Origin of the sequence: Pseudomonas sp. dw_358 (assembly GCF_018449655.1) — a bacterium.
In the GTDB taxonomy this organism is placed as follows: Bacteria; Pseudomonadota; Gammaproteobacteria; order Pseudomonadales; family Pseudomonadaceae; genus Aquipseudomonas.
Map to the genome: position 1 here is coordinate 155,224 of NZ_JAAVUX010000005.1, position 19,771 is coordinate 174,994.

At 61.6% G+C, this 19,771-nt stretch carries 16 protein-coding genes; 11 read left to right on the top strand and 5 right to left on the bottom strand.

From position 1 onward, the window contains the following. The first annotated feature begins 93 nt into the window (after window positions 1-93). Window positions 94-2,856 (top strand): DNA polymerase I, encoded by a 2,763-nt coding sequence (polA, locus tag HB675_RS10005; protein ID WP_213878145.1) that lies wholly within the window; start codon window positions 94-96, stop codon window positions 2,854-2,856. Between the two features lie 290 nt (window positions 2,857-3,146). Here the strand turns inward: polA and yihA are convergent, their stop codons facing one another. After that, a complete protein-coding gene (gene yihA / locus HB675_RS10010; RefSeq protein ID WP_213878146.1) occupies window positions 3,147-3,779 on the bottom strand; it encodes a ribosome biogenesis GTP-binding protein YihA/YsxC in 633 nt (210 codons plus the stop codon). A 249-nt stretch (window positions 3,780-4,028) separates the two neighbouring features. Here yihA and HB675_RS10015 point away from each other — a divergent pair, with 249 nt between their 5' ends. From HB675_RS10015 to HB675_RS10035, 5 genes are all read left to right on the top strand, one after another. Continuing rightward, on the top strand, window positions 4,029-4,685 hold the full coding sequence (locus HB675_RS10015) for a thiol:disulfide interchange protein DsbA/DsbL (RefSeq protein ID WP_213878147.1): 657 nt from the start codon (window positions 4,029-4,031) through the stop codon (window positions 4,683-4,685). Between the two features lie 13 nt (window positions 4,686-4,698). Further along, on the top strand, window positions 4,699-5,574 hold the full coding sequence (locus tag HB675_RS10020) for an endonuclease/exonuclease/phosphatase family protein (RefSeq protein ID WP_213878148.1): 876 nt from the start codon (window positions 4,699-4,701) through the stop codon (window positions 5,572-5,574). Continuing rightward, complete coding sequence (locus HB675_RS10025) at window positions 5,571-7,682, top strand: GGDEF domain-containing protein (protein ID WP_213878149.1); 2,112 nt, start codon at window positions 5,571-5,573, stop codon at window positions 7,680-7,682. The genes HB675_RS10020 and HB675_RS10025 overlap by 4 nt, the downstream gene beginning before the upstream one ends. Before the next feature lie 70 nt (window positions 7,683-7,752). Next, window positions 7,753-8,532 carry an N-acetylmuramoyl-L-alanine amidase gene (locus HB675_RS10030; protein WP_213878150.1) on the top strand — a complete coding sequence of 260 codons (780 nt, stop codon included), beginning with the start codon at window positions 7,753-7,755 and terminating at the stop codon, window positions 8,530-8,532. A gap of 83 nt (window positions 8,533-8,615) precedes the next feature. Continuing rightward, window positions 8,616-10,235: an EAL domain-containing protein gene (locus tag HB675_RS10035; protein ID WP_213878151.1), complete on the top strand. Its 1,620-nt coding sequence runs from the start codon at window positions 8,616-8,618 to the stop codon at window positions 10,233-10,235. Between the two features lie 4 nt (window positions 10,236-10,239). Here the strand turns inward: HB675_RS10035 and HB675_RS10040 are convergent, their stop codons facing one another. Next, entirely contained in the window at window positions 10,240-12,027 is a 1,788-nt protein-coding gene (locus HB675_RS10040) for a KinB sensor domain-containing domain (protein ID WP_213878152.1), read from the bottom strand. Further along, a complete protein-coding gene (gene algB / locus HB675_RS10045) occupies window positions 12,024-13,370 on the bottom strand; it encodes a sigma-54 dependent transcriptional regulator (RefSeq protein ID WP_213878153.1) in 1,347 nt (448 codons plus the stop codon). The genes HB675_RS10040 and algB overlap by 4 nt, the downstream gene beginning before the upstream one ends. Before the next feature lie 211 nt (window positions 13,371-13,581). Here algB and HB675_RS10050 point away from each other — a divergent pair, with 211 nt between their 5' ends. The 5 genes from HB675_RS10050 (at window position 13,582) to HB675_RS10070 (ending at window position 17,290) form a co-directional block, all read left to right on the top strand. Beyond that, a complete protein-coding gene (locus HB675_RS10050; protein WP_213878154.1) occupies window positions 13,582-14,430 on the top strand; it encodes a BON domain-containing protein in 849 nt (282 codons plus the stop codon). A 193-nt stretch (window positions 14,431-14,623) separates the two neighbouring features. Beyond that, on the top strand, window positions 14,624-14,908 hold the full coding sequence (locus tag HB675_RS10055; protein ID WP_213878155.1) for a hypothetical protein: 285 nt from the start codon (window positions 14,624-14,626) through the stop codon (window positions 14,906-14,908). A gap of 96 nt (window positions 14,909-15,004) precedes the next feature. Next, a complete protein-coding gene (locus HB675_RS10060) occupies window positions 15,005-15,169 on the top strand; it encodes a DUF1328 domain-containing protein (RefSeq protein WP_213878156.1) in 165 nt (54 codons plus the stop codon). Window position 15,170: 1 nt separating this feature from the next. Further along, window positions 15,171-15,653, top strand: a complete 483-nt coding sequence (locus tag HB675_RS10065; protein WP_213878157.1) for an inhibitor of vertebrate lysozyme family protein — start codon at window positions 15,171-15,173, stop codon at window positions 15,651-15,653. A gap of 407 nt (window positions 15,654-16,060) precedes the next feature. Next, window positions 16,061-17,290, top strand: coding sequence for a spore maturation protein (locus HB675_RS10070; RefSeq protein WP_213878158.1), 1,230 nt, complete (start codon window positions 16,061-16,063; stop codon window positions 17,288-17,290). On the opposite strand, the gene HB675_RS10075 is transcribed toward HB675_RS10070, so the two are convergent. Together HB675_RS10075 and HB675_RS10080 are read right to left on the bottom strand one after the other, a co-directional pair. After that, window positions 17,272-18,300, bottom strand: coding sequence for a DUF5924 family protein (locus HB675_RS10075; RefSeq protein ID WP_213878159.1), 1,029 nt, complete (start codon window positions 18,298-18,300; stop codon window positions 17,272-17,274). The two genes, HB675_RS10070 and HB675_RS10075, sit on opposite strands and share 19 nt — an antisense overlap. Before the next feature lie 64 nt (window positions 18,301-18,364). Next, complete coding sequence (locus HB675_RS10080; protein WP_213878315.1) at window positions 18,365-19,744, bottom strand: pitrilysin family protein; 1,380 nt, start codon at window positions 19,742-19,744, stop codon at window positions 18,365-18,367. Between the last annotated feature and the right edge of the window lie 27 nt (window positions 19,745-19,771).

The following is a 19,771-nucleotide window of genomic DNA, read 5'->3' on the forward strand; positions in this document are numbered from 1 at the left end:
AGCGAATGAAGGCTTGCATGATAACCTTGTCCCTTTGTCGTCAATGATCCGGCCATTCTACCGCCGGGCCCAGCGAAAAGGTTGATTCTGCACATGAGCCAAGCGCCCCTCGTTCTGGTGGACGGTTCGTCCTACCTCTACCGCGCCTTCCACGCCCTGCCCCCGCTGGCCAACTCCAAGGGCATGCCCACGGGCGCGGTCAAGGGCGTGCTCAACATGCTCAAGAGCCTGCGCCGGCAGTACCCGGAGAGCCCCTTTGCGGTGGTGTTCGACGCCAAGGGGGGGACCTTTCGTGACACGCTGTACGCCGACTACAAGGCCAACCGTCCGAGCATGCCCGAAGATCTGCGGGTGCAGGTCGAGCCCCTGCACGCCGCCGTGCGCGCCCTGGGTTTCCCTCTACTGTGCGTGGACAACGTCGAGGCTGACGACGTGATCGGCACCCTGGCGGTCAGCAGTGCCGCCGCTGACCGCCCGGTGGTGATTTCTACCGGCGACAAGGACATGGCACAGCTAGTGGATGGCCATGTCACCCTGGTCAACACCATGACCGGTACCGTGCTGGACGTTGCCGGGGTCAAGGAAAAGTTCGGCGTAGGCCCCGAGCACATCATCGACTACCTGGCGCTGATGGGGGACAAGGTCGACAACATTCCGGGGGTGCCCGGTGTCGGCGAGAAGACCGCTGTGGGCCTGCTGGTAGGCGTCGGCGGTGGGTTGGCCGAGCTGTACGCCAACCTCGACAAGGTCCCGGCACTGCCCATTCGTGGCGCCAAGAACCTGCCCGCCAAGCTCGAAGAGCACCGCGCCGCAGCGTTCATGTCCTACGAGCTGGCGACCATCAAGCTTGACGTGCCGCTGGATGTCGAACTGCATGAGCTGATGTGCGGCGAGCCGGATCACCAGGCCCTGCTGGAGCTGTACACTGAGCTGGAGTTTCGCAGCTGGGTCGATGAGGTTCAGCGTGACGCCAAGCGTGAAGGCGAGGCTATCGTCGAAGTCGAGCCCATCGTTGAAGTCGAATCCAGTTACGAAACCATCCTGGACATGGCGCGCTTTCAAGTCTGGCTGGAGAAACTTCAGCAAGCCGAGCTTTTTGCGTTCGACACCGAAACCACCGGCCTGGATGCTCAACGCGCGCAACTGGTCGGGCTGTCGTTTTCGGTCAAGCCCCATGAAGGCTGCTACATCCCGCTGACCCACTCCTACATGGGCGTTCCCGAGCAGCTGGACCGTGACGCAACCTTGCTGGCCCTCAAGCCGTTGCTTGAAGACCCGCTCAAGGCCAAGGTCGGCCAGCACGCCAAGTACGACATCAATATTCTGGCCAACTGCGCCATTGGCGGCGATCCGGCCAATGGTATTCATGTGCAGGGCGTCAAATTCGATACCATGCTGGAATCCTACGTGCTGGACTCCACGGCCACCCGTCACGACATGGACAGCCTGGCGCACAGGTATCTCAACCACACCAATATCAAGTTCGAGGACATCGCCGGCAAGGGCGCCAAGCAGTTGACCTTTGACCAGATCTCTCTGGAGCAGGCCGGGCCTTACGCCGCCGAAGATGCCGACGTGACCTTGCGGCTGCACGAGCTGTTCCAAGGCAAGCTGTCGGCTATCCCTGCGCTGGATTCGGTGCTGGACAGCATCGAAATGCCCCTGGTGCCAGTGCTGGCGCGGATCGAGCGTCAAGGTGCGTTGGTGGATGCCAGGCTTCTGGGGGTGCAGAGCGTCGAGCTGGGCGAGAAAATGGTCGCGCTTGAGCGCGAGGCATTTGCCATCGCCGGCGAGGAGTTCAACCTGGGCTCTCCCAAGCAGTTGGGGGTGATTCTCTACGAAAAGCTGGGGCTGCCGATCCTCAGCAAGACCGCCAAGGGCCAGGCGTCTACCGCTGAAGCGGTGCTGGCCGAGCTGGCCGAACAGGATTATCCGCTGCCCAAGGTGCTGATGCAGTACCGCTCCATGAGCAAACTCAAAAGCACCTACACTGACCGCTTGCCGGAGCAGATCAACCCGCGCACCGGGCGCATCCACACCTCCTATCATCAAGCGGTCACTGCCACCGGGCGTTTGTCCTCGAGCGATCCGAATCTGCAGAACATTCCGATTCGTACTGCCGAAGGCCGGCGCATTCGCCAGGCGTTCATTGCGCCTCAGGGCTACCGGCTGGTGGCGGCCGACTACTCGCAGATCGAGCTGCGGATCATGGCTCACCTGGCTCAGGACGAAGGATTGCTGCACGCCTTTCGCAACGACCTGGACGTGCACCGGGCCACCGCCGCCGAAGTGTTCGGGGTCGAGCTGGAAGCCGTCACCACCGATCAGCGTCGCAGTGCCAAGGCCATCAATTTCGGCCTGATCTACGGCATGAGCGCATTCGGCCTGGCCAAGCAGATCGGTGTCGACCGCAAGCAATCACAAAATTACATCGACCGTTACTTCGCCCGCTATCCGGGGGTGCTCGACTATATGGAGCGCACCCGCACCCAGGCCGCCGAGCAGGGCTTTGTCGAAACCCTGTTCGGCCGGCGCCTCTATGTACCGGACATCAACGCGAAAAACCCGTCCTTGCGCAAGGGTGCCGAGCGTACCGCGATCAACGCCCCGATGCAGGGCACGGCGGCCGACATCATCAAGCGTGCCATGGTCGAAGTGGACAACTGGCTTGCTACGTCAGGCCTGGATGCCCGCGTCATCCTGCAGGTTCACGATGAACTGGTGCTGGAAGTCCGTGAGGATCTGGTCGAGCAGGTCAGCCGTGAGATTCGCCCACACATGAGCGGTGCGGCGCAGTTGGATGTGCCGTTGCTGGTGGAGGTCGGGGTAGGGCTGAATTGGGATGAGGCGCATTGATGCGCGCCGGGGTTGTCCCCGAAATGCAGGAGCACGCTGGCTCGGGAACGGGTCCACATAAAACCCTGAACCCCACATGAAACGTCCGTTTGGTCCGGAACTAAATCCCGTACGGCCGCTCTGATGTTGCGAATGGCTGAGAAGCCTTCGATGCTCCTATGTTGTGTGTTAAGTGTTGGCAGATATCCGGACGCCGCCCTAGCGGTCCGGAAACTTGAGCCCCAGACTTCCCCTCCCCACATGAAGTCCGGGGCTTTTTTTGTCGGCGAGAAAGCCCCGGTGCGCCGCTTTTACGCTTCGATCTTGTCCGGTAACTCCATCCAGCGCGCCAGCACCGCGTAGGCGTCCTCCAGCCCGAGGCGCTTGGGTGCCGAGAACAGCTGGATACTGACCGCGTCGCCCCAGCCCTTGCGAATATCCGCCTGAACCTTGAGCAACGTATTCTTGGCGGCGCCGTAGGTCAGCTTGTCGGCCTTGGTCAGCAGAATGTGCATCGGCATGTGGCTGGCAATGGACCAGTCGAGCATCAACAGGTCGAAGTCGGTCATGGGATGGCGGATGTCCATCATCAGGATCAACCCTTTGAGGCTCTCGCGGCTGCCCAGGTAGGCTTCCAGGTGGCGCTGCCAGTGCAGCTTGAGCGGGATCGGCACCTTGGCGTAGCCGTAACCGGGCAGGTCCACCAGGCGGCGTTGCTCGTCCAGCTCGAAGAAGTTGAGCAACTGGGTGCGCCCGGGAGTCTTCGAGGTGCGGGCCAGGCTGGCGTGGGTCAGGGTATTCAGCGCGCTCGACTTGCCGGCGTTGGAACGCCCGGCGAAGGCGACTTCAAAGCCGTCGTCATCCGGGCATTGTTCGACCTTGGCGGCGCTGAGCGAAAAGGTAGCCTGCTGGCACAGACCGAGAATCGGGTTTTTGACTTGCATGGGATATCCGGTAGGGGCGCGACTGCGTTGCGTCGGAAAAACCCCAGTATATGATGCCCTGCCACTCGTGTGTGGCTGGAGCGGCGGCTGACACGTTTGGCAATGTGAAATTTGCCCGGCACGGATCAATTGATCAGGGCGGCCGCGCTTTTTTATTTCCACTGCCGTTACACTAGCGAACTCAACCCTGGCCGGCCGGTCCCACCACTAGCCGAGTCAAGGCGACCCTCATTTGCTCAGGAGTAAAGCATGCGTAATCTGATTCTCGGCGCCGCGCTGGTGGCTGCCAGTGTGTTCGGGATGACCGCCGCCCAGGCGGCCGATGTCCCCATGGAAGCCGGCAAGACTTATGTCGAGCTGACCCCTGCGGTGCCGGTTTCGGAGCCGGGCAAGATCGAAGTGGTCGAAATGTTCTGGTATGGCTGCCCGCACTGCTACGCATTCGAACCGGTCATCAACCCGTGGATCGCCAAACTGCCGGCTGACGTAAACTTCAAACGCATCCCGGCCATGTTCGGCGGGATCTGGGACGTGCACGGGCAGATGTTCGTGACTCTGGACCTGATGGGCGTGGAGAAAAAAGTGCACACCGCCGTGTTCGACGCTATCCATAAAGAACACATGATGTTCAAGACCCCGGAAGAGATGGCTGACTTCGTCGCCACCCAGGGCGTGGACAAGGCCAAGTTCCTTGAGACCTACAACTCCTTTGCCGTCGCCGGCGAAGTGGCCAAGGACAAGAAGCTGGCCCAGGCCTACGGGATTCAGGGCGTCCCGACCATGATCGTCAATGGCAAGTATCGTTTTGATGTCGGCTCGGCTGGCGGTGAGGAGCAAGCGCTCAACGTGGCCGATCAATTGATCGCCAAGGAGCGCGCCGCCATGAAAGGGGGCGCGACGCAGTAAGCGGAGTATGGTCATGCAGCGCTGGAGAACGCCACGAGTCGTCGGCCTGCATGCCCCGCGGGTCAATGAAGATTGCCCGGCAGGCGGGCTGGCGCAGGATGGCCGGTTGCGCCTGCTCAGTTTCAATATCCAGGTCGGCAACAGCACCGAGAGCTACCGCCATTACCTGACCCGCAGCTGGCAGCATCTGCTGCCGCACACCGGGCGCGCCGGCAACCTGCAGAAGATCGCCAGGCTACTGACCGACTTCGACCTGGTGGCCTTGCAGGAGGCCGATGGCGGCAGCCATCGCTCCGGCTATGTGAACCAGGTCGAGCACCTGGCCCGTCTGGCTGGTTTTCCCTTCTGGTACCAGCAACTCAATCGCAACCTTGGCCGTCTGGCCCAGCACAGCAATGGCGTGCTCAGCCGTTTGCGGCCGACCTCGATCGAAGACCATCCGCTGCCGGGCCCCCCCGGGCGCGGGGCGATCCTGGCGCGTTTCGGCGAGGGCGAAAATGCCCTGGCCGTGGTCATGATGCACCTTGCCCTGGGCACCAAGACCCGTACGCTACAGCTGGCCTACATTCGCGAGCTCATTGGCGGGTACCGCCACCAGGTGTTGATGGGCGACATGAATACCCACGCCAACGACCTGCTGCTGCATTCGCCGCTGCGTGATCTTGGCCTGCTGGCGCCTCAGGTCGAGGCGACCTTTCCCAGCTGGCGTCCCCAACGCTGTCTTGATCATATTTTGCTCAGCCCCAGCTTGACCCTTGAACGGGTACAGGTGCTGGCCCAGCCGATCTCCGATCACCTGCCCGTGGCGGTGGAGATCCGCTTGCCTGACTGTCTCGTGACCGACAACTTGCCTGTATTGAGCCCGCAACCGGGTGAGCCTGTGGCATGAGCGAAGACGCCGAACGCTGGAAAGAGAAATACCTTAAAAGCCTTGAGCAGCAGGAAAAACTGGAGCGTCGCTGGAATGCTCGGGTCGACTTGTTGCGTCGTGGTCTGGTGCGCAGCACCCTGGCCGCCGAGGGCAACGACAGCGCGGTCGACCAGTGCATGAAGGAAATGCGCGAAGTGGTGCGCACGGACGAAATGGACGCCAAGCTCATGACCCTGCTGCCGCGCCTGGAAAAGGCGGTACTGGACTCCGAGCAGCGCCGCGAGACTCGGGTCAGCCAGATCGGCACCGCCCTCAATGCGCTAGTGGTTCAGCTGCAAGGTTTGCCGCTGCCACGTGAGGTGCGTGGGCCCTTGAAGAAGTTTGCCAAGCACGTCGAAGAGCGCTCCGCCCAAGTGCGCGAAATCCCCCTGTTGCTGACCGAGTTGAGTGCTCTGCAGAGCAAGGCGCTGAGCGTGGCCGAAAAGCCGCAGCAGGGCGCCCGTCCGGGCTTGCTGCAGCGTCTGTTCGGCACCTCGGACGAGCCTGTTGCAGGTCAGTCGGGACAGGGCGAAGTCGGCCAGCCGACGCCTTTGGCAGCCGATTCGGCAGGGCGTTACGACAGCCCGGAAGATGAGGCCGAGGCCGAGCCAGCTGTGCCGGCAGCTGCCGATAAAACGGTCGAACCGGCCGGCCCGGTCGTCGACGAGGCCCCAGTGGTCAAGGAGGTTGTTCACGCCCCCGTCGAAGCCGATGTCCCGGTGCGGGAAGCGGCGACGCCAGCACAGACTGACGTAGAAGTTGCCAGCCCGGCCGGCCCGGCAGGACCTCTGGAGACCGCCAAGGCGCCAGACTCCGGGCCAGCCCCCGCTGCCGTCGAGCCCGAGCCTGTCGCCGAGGCGGATGCCGAACTCTCGCCCGCCGTCACCGTAATCGCCCCCGTCCTGCGGCCCGGCTCACCGGCCAGGGTTTTCCTCGACAGCCTCCCGCTGCCTGCTGTCATGGCAGAAGCTATCGCCGCCATCGACCCCGAAGAGCCCGAGCAGGACGTGCTCTATGCCCTGCCCGAATCCCCGGAGCCGTCCTACAGTTCGGTGGCCAGCCACATCGAAGAAACGTTGCTGGGGCTTCTGGACAACCTCAGTCTGCCGGAGCGCCATCAGCCCCAGGCCGACTCCATGCGTCTGCGTCTCGAACATGGGCTGAATTGGTACGAATTATTGCCGATCCTTGATGATCTGGCGGTATTGACCCTGGCGATCAACGACAGCGGCCAGCATGAGTTCGAAACGTACCTGCAACAACTCAACGAACGGCTGGATTCCTTCCAGGGTAACCTTCAGGCGGCCAGTGAGGGGCATGCCGACAATCGCAGCGCGGCCCGTGAACTCGACACCCAATTGCGCGAACAGGTGGGCGGGCTGCAAAGCAGTATGGAAGGTGCCACTGACGTCGACAGCCTGAAGAAGGTGCTGGAAAACCGCCTCGAAGACCTGCTCGGCACCATGGACAAGCACCAGCAGCAACGTGACCAGCGCGAGCAGGAAATCGCGGCCCAGCTCCATGGCCTTTCCGAGCGTGTCATCAGCATGGAGCGCGAAGCCCAGGATTACCGCGAACATCTCGAAGAGCAGCGCCAGAAGGCGCTCATCGACCCACTGACCGGCCTGCCCAACCGAGCGGCCTGGTCTGAGCGTCTCGAAGCTGAAATAGCCAGCCAGGAGGCCCACGACAAAGGCCTGTTGGTCGGCATCCTCGACCTGGACCATTTCAAGACCATCAACGACAGCTATGGTCACCTGGCCGGCGACAAAGTCTTGAAGATCATCGCCACCCAGCTGCGCAAGCGGCTACGTCCTGAAGACTTTATCGCCCGGTTCGGCGGCGAAGAATTCGTCTTGCTGATGCCGGCCACCCAATTGGCGGAAGGTGCAGCGTGGCTGGAGGGGCTGAGGGCGACCGTGGCGGCCTGTCCGTTTCACTTCAAGGGCCAGCGGGTCAGCATCACCGCGTCCATGGGCGTCACGGCGTTCAAGGTCGGCGAGAACAGCGACATGGTGCTCAAGCGCGCTGACCAGGCGCTCTATCGCGCCAAGGACAACGGGCGCAACCGGATCGAGGCGGGCTGAGGCCCGCGCTCCACACGCCTATCTGCGTTATGATATTGCATTACAGTCTACCTGCCGCGTTGCCCCCTTTATGAGACTTATCGCTTCCCTGCTGTTTGCTGCCCTTCTGGCGGGCTGTTCCACGGGCCTTCAGATCAACCACGATCACCCTTCGGTTAACTACGACAGCCGCGCCCAATACATCATTCTGCACTACACCTCGGCGCCGCAGGCTCGGTCCCTTGCGTTGCTGACCCACGGCGAGGTCAGTGCCCATTACCTGATCGGCGATGATGCACCGGCCACCGTGTTCCAGTTGGTCGATGAGAACCAGCGTGCCTGGCATGCCGGCGAAAGCGAGTGGCAAGGCCGCACCTGGCTCAACTCGGACTCCATCGGCATCGAGATCGTCAACCCTGGTTACCTTGATACCCCGACCGGGCGTGTGTGGTACCCCTACAGCGAAGCGCAGATCGAGCATGTCATCGCCCTGGTACGGGACATCGCTGCGCGTCATCGCATTCCGGCCCGCAACATCATTGGTCACAGTGACATTGCCCCGCTGCGCAAGCAGGATCCCGGCCCTCTATTTCCGTGGAAGCGTCTTGCGGATGCAGGCCTGGGCATCTGGCCTTCGCCCGCTGCGGTGGCCCAGCAAAAAGCCCGCTTCGATGTCAACCTGCCGAATATCGCCTGGTTTCAGCATCAGTTGGCTCGCGTCGGCTATGCAGTACCACAGAGCGGCGTGCTGGATATCACCACCATCCATGTGCTCGCTGCCTTTCAGATGCACTTCCGGCCCCAGCGTTATGATGGTCAGCCCGACGCGCAAAGCGCCGCAATCCTGCAAGTCCTCGCCAATATGCCCTGACCTGCGGGCGTAAACTTTGGGCAAAATATTTCACCGTTGCTATACCTTGGATACAAATAGGTAGTTCGGACAAGGCAGGGTCGATGACTTGCACACTGTTGCAGTTTCGCCGTTTGGCGCATCGCCCTTGGGTACTGGCTCTGCTCGCAGCGTTGCTCAGTGCTGCGCTGCTGACGGCAGCCAGTGTCGCATTGATCATTCACCAGAATCGGGCAGCCGAAAGCGCGCAGATGAACGCCAGTGGCGAGCGTTTCCTGCTGCGCCTGGAGCAGGTTTTCGGCCAGTTGCGCCTAGGCATGCGCGAGTTGGAGTCGCAGCCCATTCGCGATTGCAGCGCGGCAATGCTGGCCTTGCTGCAACGCGTGGGTGTCGACCATCGATTTATCTTCGAGACCTCGTTCAACGATGGTGTCCAGGGTTGCTCCAATCGTCCCGGGCATCCCCTGCCCGACTTCAAACGCCCGCCAGATCTGAGCGGCACCACTTACGGCTATTGGCTGAACACCTCCAGCGAACCCGATGACAACCTCGCGGCGCTTTTGATGGGGCGTGGCCCGTTCCGGGTCTCGACGTCCCGCGGGCATCTGGCCGACGTCGCCGATCTGCCCAAGGGGGCCAGCTTGCTGGTGATCGTCGACAATGGCCGTCGGGCGGTGCCCGTGCTCGGCCCGGCCCAGCCTTGGCCACCCACGCCCGACTGGCCGGTCGCGCCCGGCAACGCGCTGACTACCCAGGGCGACCGGTTGATTTATCGCATGGACACCCACGTCCCTGATTATCAACTGGTGATGATCACCCCACGACCCGCCCCATTCCTGAAGAACGACACCACGCTGTGGTTGTTGTTGCCCATCAGCCTGGTGCTGGCGCTGATGATCGGCTGGATGACCTTGATGCAGGTGCGTCGCCGGCGTTCTCTCGAGGGCGAACTACAGGGCGCTCTGCGGCGCAACGAGCTGCTGGTCCTTTACCAGCCCATCATCAACTTGCACAGCCGGGTCTGCGTGGGGGCAGAAGCACTGGTGCGCTGGCGGCGCTCGGATGGCAGCCTGACCAGCCCCGATCTGTTCATCCCACTGGCCGAAAGCAGCGGACAGATTGAACAAATCACCGATTTTGTTCTGGCGCGGCTGCTGGATCAATTGGGACCTTTGTTGCGGGCCAATCCGAAGCTCTATGTGTCGGTGAACCTGGCTGCCTGCGACGTGACCCGGCCACGGATCGGCGCGGTGGTGGCGCGCCTGCTGCTGCAGCACCGCGTGGCCGCCAGCCAGATTGCTTTCGAAGTCACCGAGCGCGGGCTGGTGGACGTCGCTGTGGCGCGGGAAACCCTGCAAGCCTTGCGCAAGGTGGGCCACCGCATCCTGATCGACGATTTCGGCACGGGCTACTCAAGCCTCGCCTACTTGCAGACCTTGCCGGTGGATTGCCTGAAGATCGACAAAGCGTTCATCGATGCGCTGGGCCATGATGCCGCCAGCAGTGGCGTCGCCCCGCATATCATTCGCATGGCTCACGCGCTGCACTTGCGGGTAATCGCCGAGGGGGTGGAACTGGAAACCCAGGCTGACCTGTTGACCAGCGAAGGCGTGGCGTTTGGCCAAGGCTGGTTGTTTGCCCGGGCGGTGGATGCCCTGCATTTCAGCGAGATGGTCACAGGCGGCCGGCGGATCATGGCCCGCCGCGGCGCCGATCAGCCGTGAGGGCTCAGACCGGCAACGTCATGTAGAACTGCGTCCCCTGCCCCGGCCGCGAGTACACGCCCATGCGCCCGCCGTGTAATTGCACGATCTCTTTGCACAGCGCCAGGCCCAGGCCCGCACCGCCCTTTTTGCGCCCGACCTGGACAAAGGGCTCGAAGATCCGTCCCTGCTGTCCGTAGGCGATTCCTTCGCCATTGTCTTCGACGCTGATGATCAGTCGGTCGGCATGGCGCCGTGCCTGCAAGCGGATATGTCCGCCTGCCGGGGTGTGACGCATGGCGTTGTCGAGGAGGTTGTCCAGCACTCTGTCCAACTGAGTCGGGTCGGCGTGCAAACGTGGCAATTGCTCTTGCAAGTCCAAGGACATCTCGATTTCTCGGGCCTGCGCCTGTTCGGCGAAGCGTGACGCGGCGCGGGCCAGCAGATCGTCCGGAGTGCAGTGGCTGAGGGTCAGTTTCTGCAGGCCGTTCTGGTAGCGGGAAAAATTCAGCAAGTCGTTGATCAGCTGCATCAGCCGCTGCATCTCTTCGTTGACCGTACTCAACAGGTCTGCTTCTCGGGATTGCGGGTCGAAATGCACCCGTTCCTGGAACAGCCCGAACGCCATGTGCATGCCAGTGACGGGAGTTCGCAACTCATGGGATGCGCGCAGGACAAACTCACTGCGCACGCGCTCGAAAGCACGCTGCTCGGTGACGTCATGCAACACCATCACCGCGCCGAGGATGTGCCCCTCTGTGTGGCTCACCGGCGTCAGGCTATAAGACAGCAGCCGTGCTTCGCCCTCGATGTCGAAACTCAAGTCTTCCAGCGCCCGATCCAGACTGCCCCCTCGCAGGATCAGGCTCAGCTGCTCATCCAGTTCGGGCTGCTGAAGGGCTTCGCCCAAGCCAATACCCAAGCGATCGTCTTCCCACCCCAGCTGACGTTGTGCAACGGGGTTAAGGTGTTCCAGGCGGCCTTGGCGGTCGATCATCAGCAGGCCGTCATCGATGCTGTCGAGGACCGCCTGCAAGCGCTGCTGGCCCGCCAGCAATTCATCTACGTTGGTGGCTTGGTGGCGTTGCAACGCCTGGGCCATGGTGCCGAAGCGGGCAGACAGCTGATTGAGCTCGGCAGCTGGCGATTCCGGCAGGCTCACCGCGAACTCACCGCGGATGATGCTATCGGCGGCCTTGGCCAGGGCTTCGATGGGCTCGCCAAAGCGCCGGGCAATGCCATGGGCCGTGACAAAGCCGATGAACAGCACCGCCAGCCCCACCAGGCCCAACAGACTGGACACCGTGACCGCATGTTCGTGGGCATGCTCTTCGCTGGCGGTGATGCTGTCCAGGGCTTGCTTGTAGGCCTCCAGCAGGCCGTTGCGCAGGGTGTTGAAAGCGTCGCTCAACGCGTCGTTATCGCTCAGGGTCAGGTGCTGGGGCAGCGTCTGCCGGTACACCTTGAGGTAGTTCTGGTAATCGCTGTTGGTGTGCTCGAAGCCGTAGTGCGCCTGATGACTCTGTTCATGGCGTATGCCTTGATCAACCAGAGCCTCGAACGCGGTCTGCGCCGCCTGCATTTGCTGCTGATCGGTATTGGCATCCAGCAGCATCACCAGCTGATTGCCAAGGTTCTGGCGTAATTTGAGGCCGATGTCCAGGGTGGTGAAATTGTCCCGGACTAATGCTTCCTGAGTCCCGGCCATCTGCATAACGCTGACCAGGCCCAGCAACAAGCCGAGCAACGCCACGGTTATCAGCGCCGAGATACTCAGGAACAACCTTGTTCGCAGCTTCATGGGCAGGTTCACAGGTTGTACTGTTTGCGCTTGCGATACAGCGTCGAGGCGTCGATACCCAAGGTCTTGGCCGCCTGGTCGAGGGTCTCGCTAGTGGCCAGCACGGCGCCGATGTGGGCCTTTTCCAGTTCGTCGAGGCTCAGTGCCGCGCCAATACGCGGTGCATTGTTGATCGGTTGTTCGGCCATGCCCAAGTGGCTGACTTCGACCCTTTCCTGGGCGCAGATGATGCTGGCGCGCTCGACCACGTTACGCAGCTCGCGAATGTTCCCCGGCCAGCGATAATTGAGCAGCGCGGCGCGGGCCTCTTCGCTGAAGCCTCGGGCCGGGCGAGCATATTCCTTGACGAAGCGAGCCAGGAAGCGATCAGCCAGGGTCATGATGTCCTCACTGCGCTCGCGCAGCGGTGGCAAGTGCAGGGTGATCACGTTGAGGCGGTACAGCAGGTCTTCGCGAAAGCGCCCATCGCGCACCATGTCCTCGAGGTTAAGGTTGGTGGCCGCGAGGATGCGCACATCGGCCCGGCGGGTGACAGGGTCACCCACACGCTCGTACTCCTTGTCCTGAATGAACCGCAACAACTTGGGTTGCAAGGTCAAGGGGAAGTCGCCGATCTCGTCGAGAAACAGCGTGCCGCCATCGGCCTGGTTGACGCGTCCGAGGGTGCTTTCGCTGGCACCGGTGAAAGCGCCACGGCTGTGACCGAACAGCTCGCTTTCCATCAGCTCGGCGGTGAGCGACGGGCAATTGATGGTGACGCAGGCTTTCTTCGCACGCTTGCTCCAGCCATGGATGGCACGGGCCAGCTCGCCCTTGCCCGTGCCGGACTCACCGAGAATGAGGATGTTGGCATCGGTGGTCGCTACCTGGCGGGCGGTTTCCAGCACCACCATCATAGCCGGGCTGTGGGAATCGAGACCGTCCTTGGGTTTGCGCACTTCGCCTTCAAGCGCCTCCAGGCGGGCCGACAGTTGCCGCACTTCCAGTTGCTTGGCGGTGGCCAGGCGCAATTGGTCGGGGCTGCAGGGCTTGACCAGGTAATCGGCGGCACCAGCCTGAATGGCGTCCACGGCGGTGTCGACGGCCGAGTGGGCGGTGACAATCACCACGCGCATCCACGGCGCCTGAATGCGCATTTGCGCCAGCACGTCCAGACCGTTGTCTTCGCCCAGGCGCAAGTCCAGGAAGCACAGATCGAATACCTGGCGTTGCAGCAGGGCATCGGCCTGGGCCGCGCTGCTGGCGGTGGCTACACTGTAGCCCTCGTCTTCCAGGCAATAGCGGAAGGTGCGAAGGATGGCGGATTCATCATCCACCAAGAGAATTCGGCCTTGGTGATCCGTGGCAGATTCCATGTTTCCTGCGCTCCTGAGTGAAATGTCTTGGTTAGTCCCGGAAAAATCGGGCAAGTTGCATGGTCGATTCTGATTGATTCGGCGTGTTGCATGGTAACTATCTGTGTCGGGCATAGCTAAGCCTTTGAATAGCCTTGCTTTCATCTCTGGGTGGCGATTGGCATAGGCTTTGCGAATTCCTTGGGTTGTTCGTCATTCAAGGAGAGACACCATGCCCCACGTGCGCAATCTGGCTTTGGCCACCACCGTCGCCATGCTGCTCGGTTTGACTCCATTGGCCAGCGAAGCGGCCCAGGGCGATATCGGCAGCCAGCTCGCCGCTGCTCGTCAGGAAGGCTCGATCTGGACGTCCTTTGCCCTCAACAAGCACCTGAGCCCCTTCAAGCTGTCGGTGAAAGTCAACGATGGCACGGCGGTGCTGGAGGGGCAGGTGGAAAACCAAGTGGATCGCGAACTGGCTGAACAGATCGCTCTCGACACATCTGGTATTAATAAAGTCGACAACCGCCTCACGCTCGACGGCGCCCTCGCCGAGCAGTCCGGGCAGCGCCAGCCCATCGCGCAGAAGCTCGAAGACGCGACCCTGACCGCCACGGTCAAATCCAAATTGCTCTGGAACAGTCTCACTCAGGGCCTGGATATATCGGTTGATACGGTCGGCGGGGTGGTCACCCTCAAGGGTTACGCTCAGACCGCCGACGCCAAGCAATTGGCGGGGCAACTTGCCCACGACACGGATGGTGTCTACGAGGTCAACAACTTGATCAGCCTCAGCGCCCCCGACTCCAGTACCACCAAGGCCGAGGTCGACAGTCGCAGGACCGAGGTGGCGATTAGCGACGGCTGGATCAGCAGCAAGGTCAGGGCCAGCCTTTTGTTCGATCGCAACCTTGACGGCCTGGCCATCGACGTCAGCACCAAGGGCGGCATCGTCAGCCTTGGTGGCGTCGTGGCCAGCCCCGAGGAAAAAAACATGGCAGTCGAACTGGCCCGCAACATCCGAGGCGTCAGGGGTGTGGATGCCGACTTGCTGAAGGTCGCCAGCCAGACCACCAGTTGATCGTGCAAATAGCCCGAGGCCGCATGGGGTATCGTGCAGGATGCGCGCCGACATGTCTGGACAAGGCATGTAACATGCTGATTTATAAGATATTAAATATTATTTAAAAACTGGCACGAGCGCTGCAATAAATCTTGTATCGAGGCGCAGCGACCAGGCGACCATCATCCAACACAGCACTGAGGGTTGCAGAATGAATCGCCAAGGCCTGGTCCATGCGGCACAAGCGGCTGTTACCCCTCAGCAAGTTCAGCAAGGTCTGTTCCTGATGCTGGCGATGGTCGTCACCTTGCTCATGTGCCAACAGTATTCGCGTTGGGTCGAGGCCCACGCACCCGAGCCGGTGGCGATTCATTCGATGCATTCCACCCACATCAGCCCGGTACTGGCCAAGGTCGATCAGGCCCCCGCTTTTCAACAAGTGGAACGAGTGGCAGAAGCTGGCGATCAACCACAGCAACCGCGCTGGGTTTTCTGACCGGTCAAGGAATTTCAAGGATTTCGCGGTCCGCCTCTATGGGCAGCGATTTGCAGTACTGCAGCACACATTAAATAAACGGTAAGGAGAATCACCATGCTTAGTTGGGCAGTCACATTCCTGATCATCGCCGTCATCGCCGCGGTTCTGGGCTTTGGTGGTATCGCAGGCACCGCAGCAGGTATCGCGAAGATTCTCTTCATTGTCTTCCTGGTGCTGTTCGTCGTGTCGTTCTTCATGGGCCGTCGTGGTCGACCCTGACATGCACGCCTTTGGCTTGAAAAGCGAAGGAAAGAAGGCATCGGCCTTCAGGGCGCTGGTGGTTGCCGGGCTTTTCGCCGGCAGCGGCCTGGCGCTGGGTGCCAACGACGGCCAGACGCAGGTCAACGGGTTGCTCAGTTCGGACCCGATGTATTTGTCGACATGGAAGACGTTGGTACACCACGAAGACAGGTTGCCGGATTGGGTCATCAACCTCAGTGGCACATCGACGCTGCAAATGACGGCCGTTGAAGATCATGGCTCCAAATACTTGGTCGGACCGTTGTGTGAGACCCCGCAAGGATGTGATCACGAACGGTTGGTCGTGGCATTCAGTTGGGACAAGGAGACTGCCTATGCGCTGCTGGCCAATGTGCCCGCGAAGCTGCCGGCCGACACCTCGCCCAGCAAGACTGAATACCGTTGGCTCGGCAAACCAAGCCCGGCGATGCAACAATTGCTGACTGAACAGCTTGGCAAATAGCCACTGTGCAGCGACGCGAGATTTTCTTGGAAGTTGAACCTTTTCAAGGATTTAGCTTCTATTCCCTGCGCGACCCGAGGAGGGTTGGCGCATGACCAAGGGGCCGGGACGCTTTGATCGCTGTTTGATCGAAGGGACCTAGGGGCACAGGGAGTGCCTCCGTTGAGGGCCAGGTCAGGAAGCGCTGCCATGTCTCCCGACAGGCCGCGTGTTTACAGGCTCGCTGGCATTTTCGCGAGCAAACTTTGTTCCCGCAGAGCCGTGCTCGATATCGGTTCCATTTGGGGGAGTAAAATTTGCTTGTGCCGAGGCCAGCAACGCCACTGCACATCTGACGCCAAACCCCGCCCCACATCCCCTCTCAAACCTCGGTATCATCTCCCGCATCGAATCGAGGGGAATCATCCATGCTCAACGGCCTGTGGCTCGGCTTTTTTCTGGTGGCGGCCGTTTCGGCACTGGGCCAATGGCTGGTGGGTGGCAATGCCGGGATCTTCGCTGCCATGGTCGAGAGCCTGTTTGCGATGGCCAAGTTGTCAGTGGATGTCATGGTACTGCTGTTCGGCACCCTGACCTTATGGCTGGGCTTTCTCAAGATCGCGGAGAAAGCCGGCATCGTCGATTGGTTGGCGAAAATCCTCGGACCGCTGTTCAGCCGCCTTATGCCTGAGGTACCCGCCGGGCACCCTGCGCTCGGGCTGATCACCCTGAACCTGGCCGCCAACGGTCTGGGCCTGGATAACGCCGCAACGCCCATCGGCCTCAAGGCCATGCGTGCCTTGCAGGAGCTCAACCCCAGCAGCACCACGGCCAGCAATGCGCAGATTCTCTTTCTGGTGCTGAACGCCTCTTCGCTGACCTTGCTGCCGGTATCCATCTTCATGTACCGCGCGCAACAGGGCGCGCCCGACCCTTCCATGGTTTTCTTGCCGATCTTGCTGGCGACCTGCGCTTCCAGCCTGGTGGGTCTGCTGTCGGTGGCGGTGATGCAGCGCCTGCGTTTGTGGGACCCGGTGGTTCTGGCCTACCTGATTCCGGGCGCTCTGATCCTGGCCGGTTTCATTGCGTTTCTGCACACCCTGACCGCCGTTGCGTTGGCCAGTCTGTCGTCGATCCTCGGCAACCTGACGTTGTTCGGCTTGATCGTACTGTTTTTGGTGATTGGCCACCTGCGCAAGGTGAAGGTCTATGAAACGTTTGTCGAAGGAGCGAAGGAAGGCTTTGATGTGGCCAAGAGCCTGCTGCCCTATCTGGTGGCCATGCTCTGCGCGGTCGGCGTACTGCGCGCCTCCGGCGCCCTCGAACTGGGCCTGAACGGGATTCGCCATCTGGTACTTTGGCTCGGACTGGACACGCGCTTCGTCGATGCCCTGCCCACGGCGCTGGTCAAGCCATTCTCCGGCAGCGCCGCGCGGGCGATGTTGATCGAGACCATGCAGAGCCACGGGGTCGACAGCTTCCCGGCGCTGGTGGCGGCGACCATCCAGGGCAGTACCGAAACCACTTTCTACGTGCTGGCTGTCTATTTCGGATCGGTCGGTATTCAGCGCGCACGCCACGCCGTAGGCTGCGCGCTGCTGGCGGACCTGGCCGGCGTGGTGGCGGCTATCTTCGTCTGCTACTGGTTCTTTGCCTGATCCGGCACAGGGTCGGCAGTCACTTCAAAGCGCAGCACGCCGACGATCTGGCCGTCTTCTGTCATGACCTTGACCTGCCAGTCGCCGACCGGGTTGGTGGGGAAGTTCTGCTTGTGAGTCCAGGCTTTGTAGCCGTCGTCGCCCCCGCCCTGGATATCCAGGGCGATGCGGTCGACTTCCTTGCCGTTGAATTGCCACACATGGTAGATCCGCTCATTCAGCCCGCGCGGTGCATTGATCGCGGTGTACGCGTACAGGCCCTTGCGTAGCAGGTCGCGGGCACTGACCTGCTCCAGGGTGTCCTCGGGGTTGTGCTTGTTCAGCTCGGTGGTCACCGCCACATGGGTCAGCCACAGCGTCGCTGGCGGCACCCAGGAGCGCAGCAGCCAGCCGGCGCCGCCAATGGCCAGTGTCAGGACCAGCAACGCCGCACCGCGCCGCCAGTTGGTAATGGGAAAGGTCGTGGCCAGGCTGGGGAATGACAGCAGCATGGCCACGCCCAGCGCCAGCTTGAAGCTTTCGGCCGTGGTCAGGTGCAAGATGATCGGCAGCGCGGTCAACAGCGCGGCGAACAGGGTCAGGGTATGCATGGCGAGGAACAGCCAGCGCCGCGGCGCTACCCATTTGTAGTACAGAGGGTCGACGATCGACACCAGGCCCACCACTCCCAGCAGCCCGGTAAAGATCGCCTGACCGCTGTTCCAGGTGGTGGTGATGTAGAAAAATGGCAACACGAAGAACAGGCTTTCCTGGTGGATCATCTGCGTGGCATAGCGTAGCAGCGGCACCGGGATTTCCCGTTTGAAGGTCCGCTGGAACAGCTGAGTCAGGCTGTTTTCCAGCATCAGCCAGATCCAGCTGACCAGCATGATGATCGCCACCCAACTGGCCAGCCGGGCGCCCCGATTGACCAAAATGAAGCTGCAGACGCCCGAGATGAAACCACCCAGCGCGATAATGCCCGGGTAGCGTTTGATCAGTTCGAGAATGCGCTGGATCGTGTGCTGCATTTTGCGACGTCAGCCTTCGTTGTCATGCACGTGGAGAGGCGCGGAGGATACCGATTCGAGCGCGCTATTGCGCGGGCGTCCGTCGGCGTCGCCAGCCTCGGACCAGCGTAAGGATCATCCCGACCAGCAGCAGCCCGATCAAGGCCGCCAGCATGTAGACCTGGTCATAACTGAGCAGCGGCTGTTCGATACGCACGTAGGGCGGCTGCTTCAACACCTCACGCAGCGCCCGGTTGGCTTCGTCGAGGCTGACCTGGCTGATGGCCCGGGAAGGGTCGTCGAAACGGCCGCTGTCGTAGTCGCCCAGATTATTCCAGTAATAGTCTGCCAGTTCGCTGTTGCCCTGCACGGCCCAGGCCTGGCGGGCCAATACCTGCTGTTTGATGCGCTCGAACGTCTGCGGGTCGAGGCCGTGTTCGCGCAGATTGTCCATCATTTGACCCAGCACCCTTTCCGCCCGGGGCAGGTCATCGCGGTCCACGTCGGCATTCAGACTCAGGATGCCGGTGTCACCGAAGGCATCGCGCTGGCTCCAGGGGCCGTAGGACAAACCGTGTTTGAGGCGTAATTCGGTGTACAGCGCCCAGTCGAGGTACTCCTGGACCAGGTCCAGCGCCTGCGGATGCTCGCCGGCAATGGCCGGCTCCAGGTAGAACCAGTGCAGCTTGCTGCCCTCGCCCAGCCAGCCCTGAGGCAAGGTCCGGCGCATTTGGGCGGCATGGCTGATGCTCAGAAGGGTCGCGTCACTGTCGTCGAGATCGGCCGAGCGCAGGTCACTGTAGACTCGCTCCAGGTAGGCCGGCAGCAGGCGATCGAGGTCGCCGACGACAATCAGGGTCATGTTGTTGGCGACGTACCATTTGTCCCGCACGGCCTGGACCTGGGCCAGGTTCAGGTCTGCCACATTGGAGCGTTCAGGGCACTTGAGGCCCAGTTCGGTGGCCAGTTGATCGCTGGCGCCGTGGCCGATGTCCTGGCGGTCGAGCAGGCGTTCGAGGTGGGAGTAATGGCCACCATCTTCGTGTTCGACGATCTGCCGCGACAATTCCAGCGCCTTGGCGTCGATACGGGTCTGGGTAATGATCGCTCGCAACAGATCCAGCGCCTTGCGCTGGTTGCGTGCGGGCGCCTCGATCACGAAGGTGGTGTCGCTGTTGCTGGTAAAGGCGTTCCACTCGCCGCCCAGAGCCTGCATGCGTTCTTCCAGGCCACCTTCGCCGCTTTCGTCGAGGCCACTGAACAGCAGATGCTCCAGCAGATGGGGCAATTCCTGGGTGGCGCAGGGGAAGTCGTCGAAGCCCACGCCCACCACCAGGCGGATCGCGACATGGCCACGGTCACCGGGTTTGAGCAGAATCTGCAAGCCATTGGCCAGTTGATAGCCTTCCACCTGAAAGCGATCCACCGCCAGCGCCCGTCCGGCGCTGGTCACAGCCAATATCATCAGTGAGGCCAACAACAGCGCTACCTT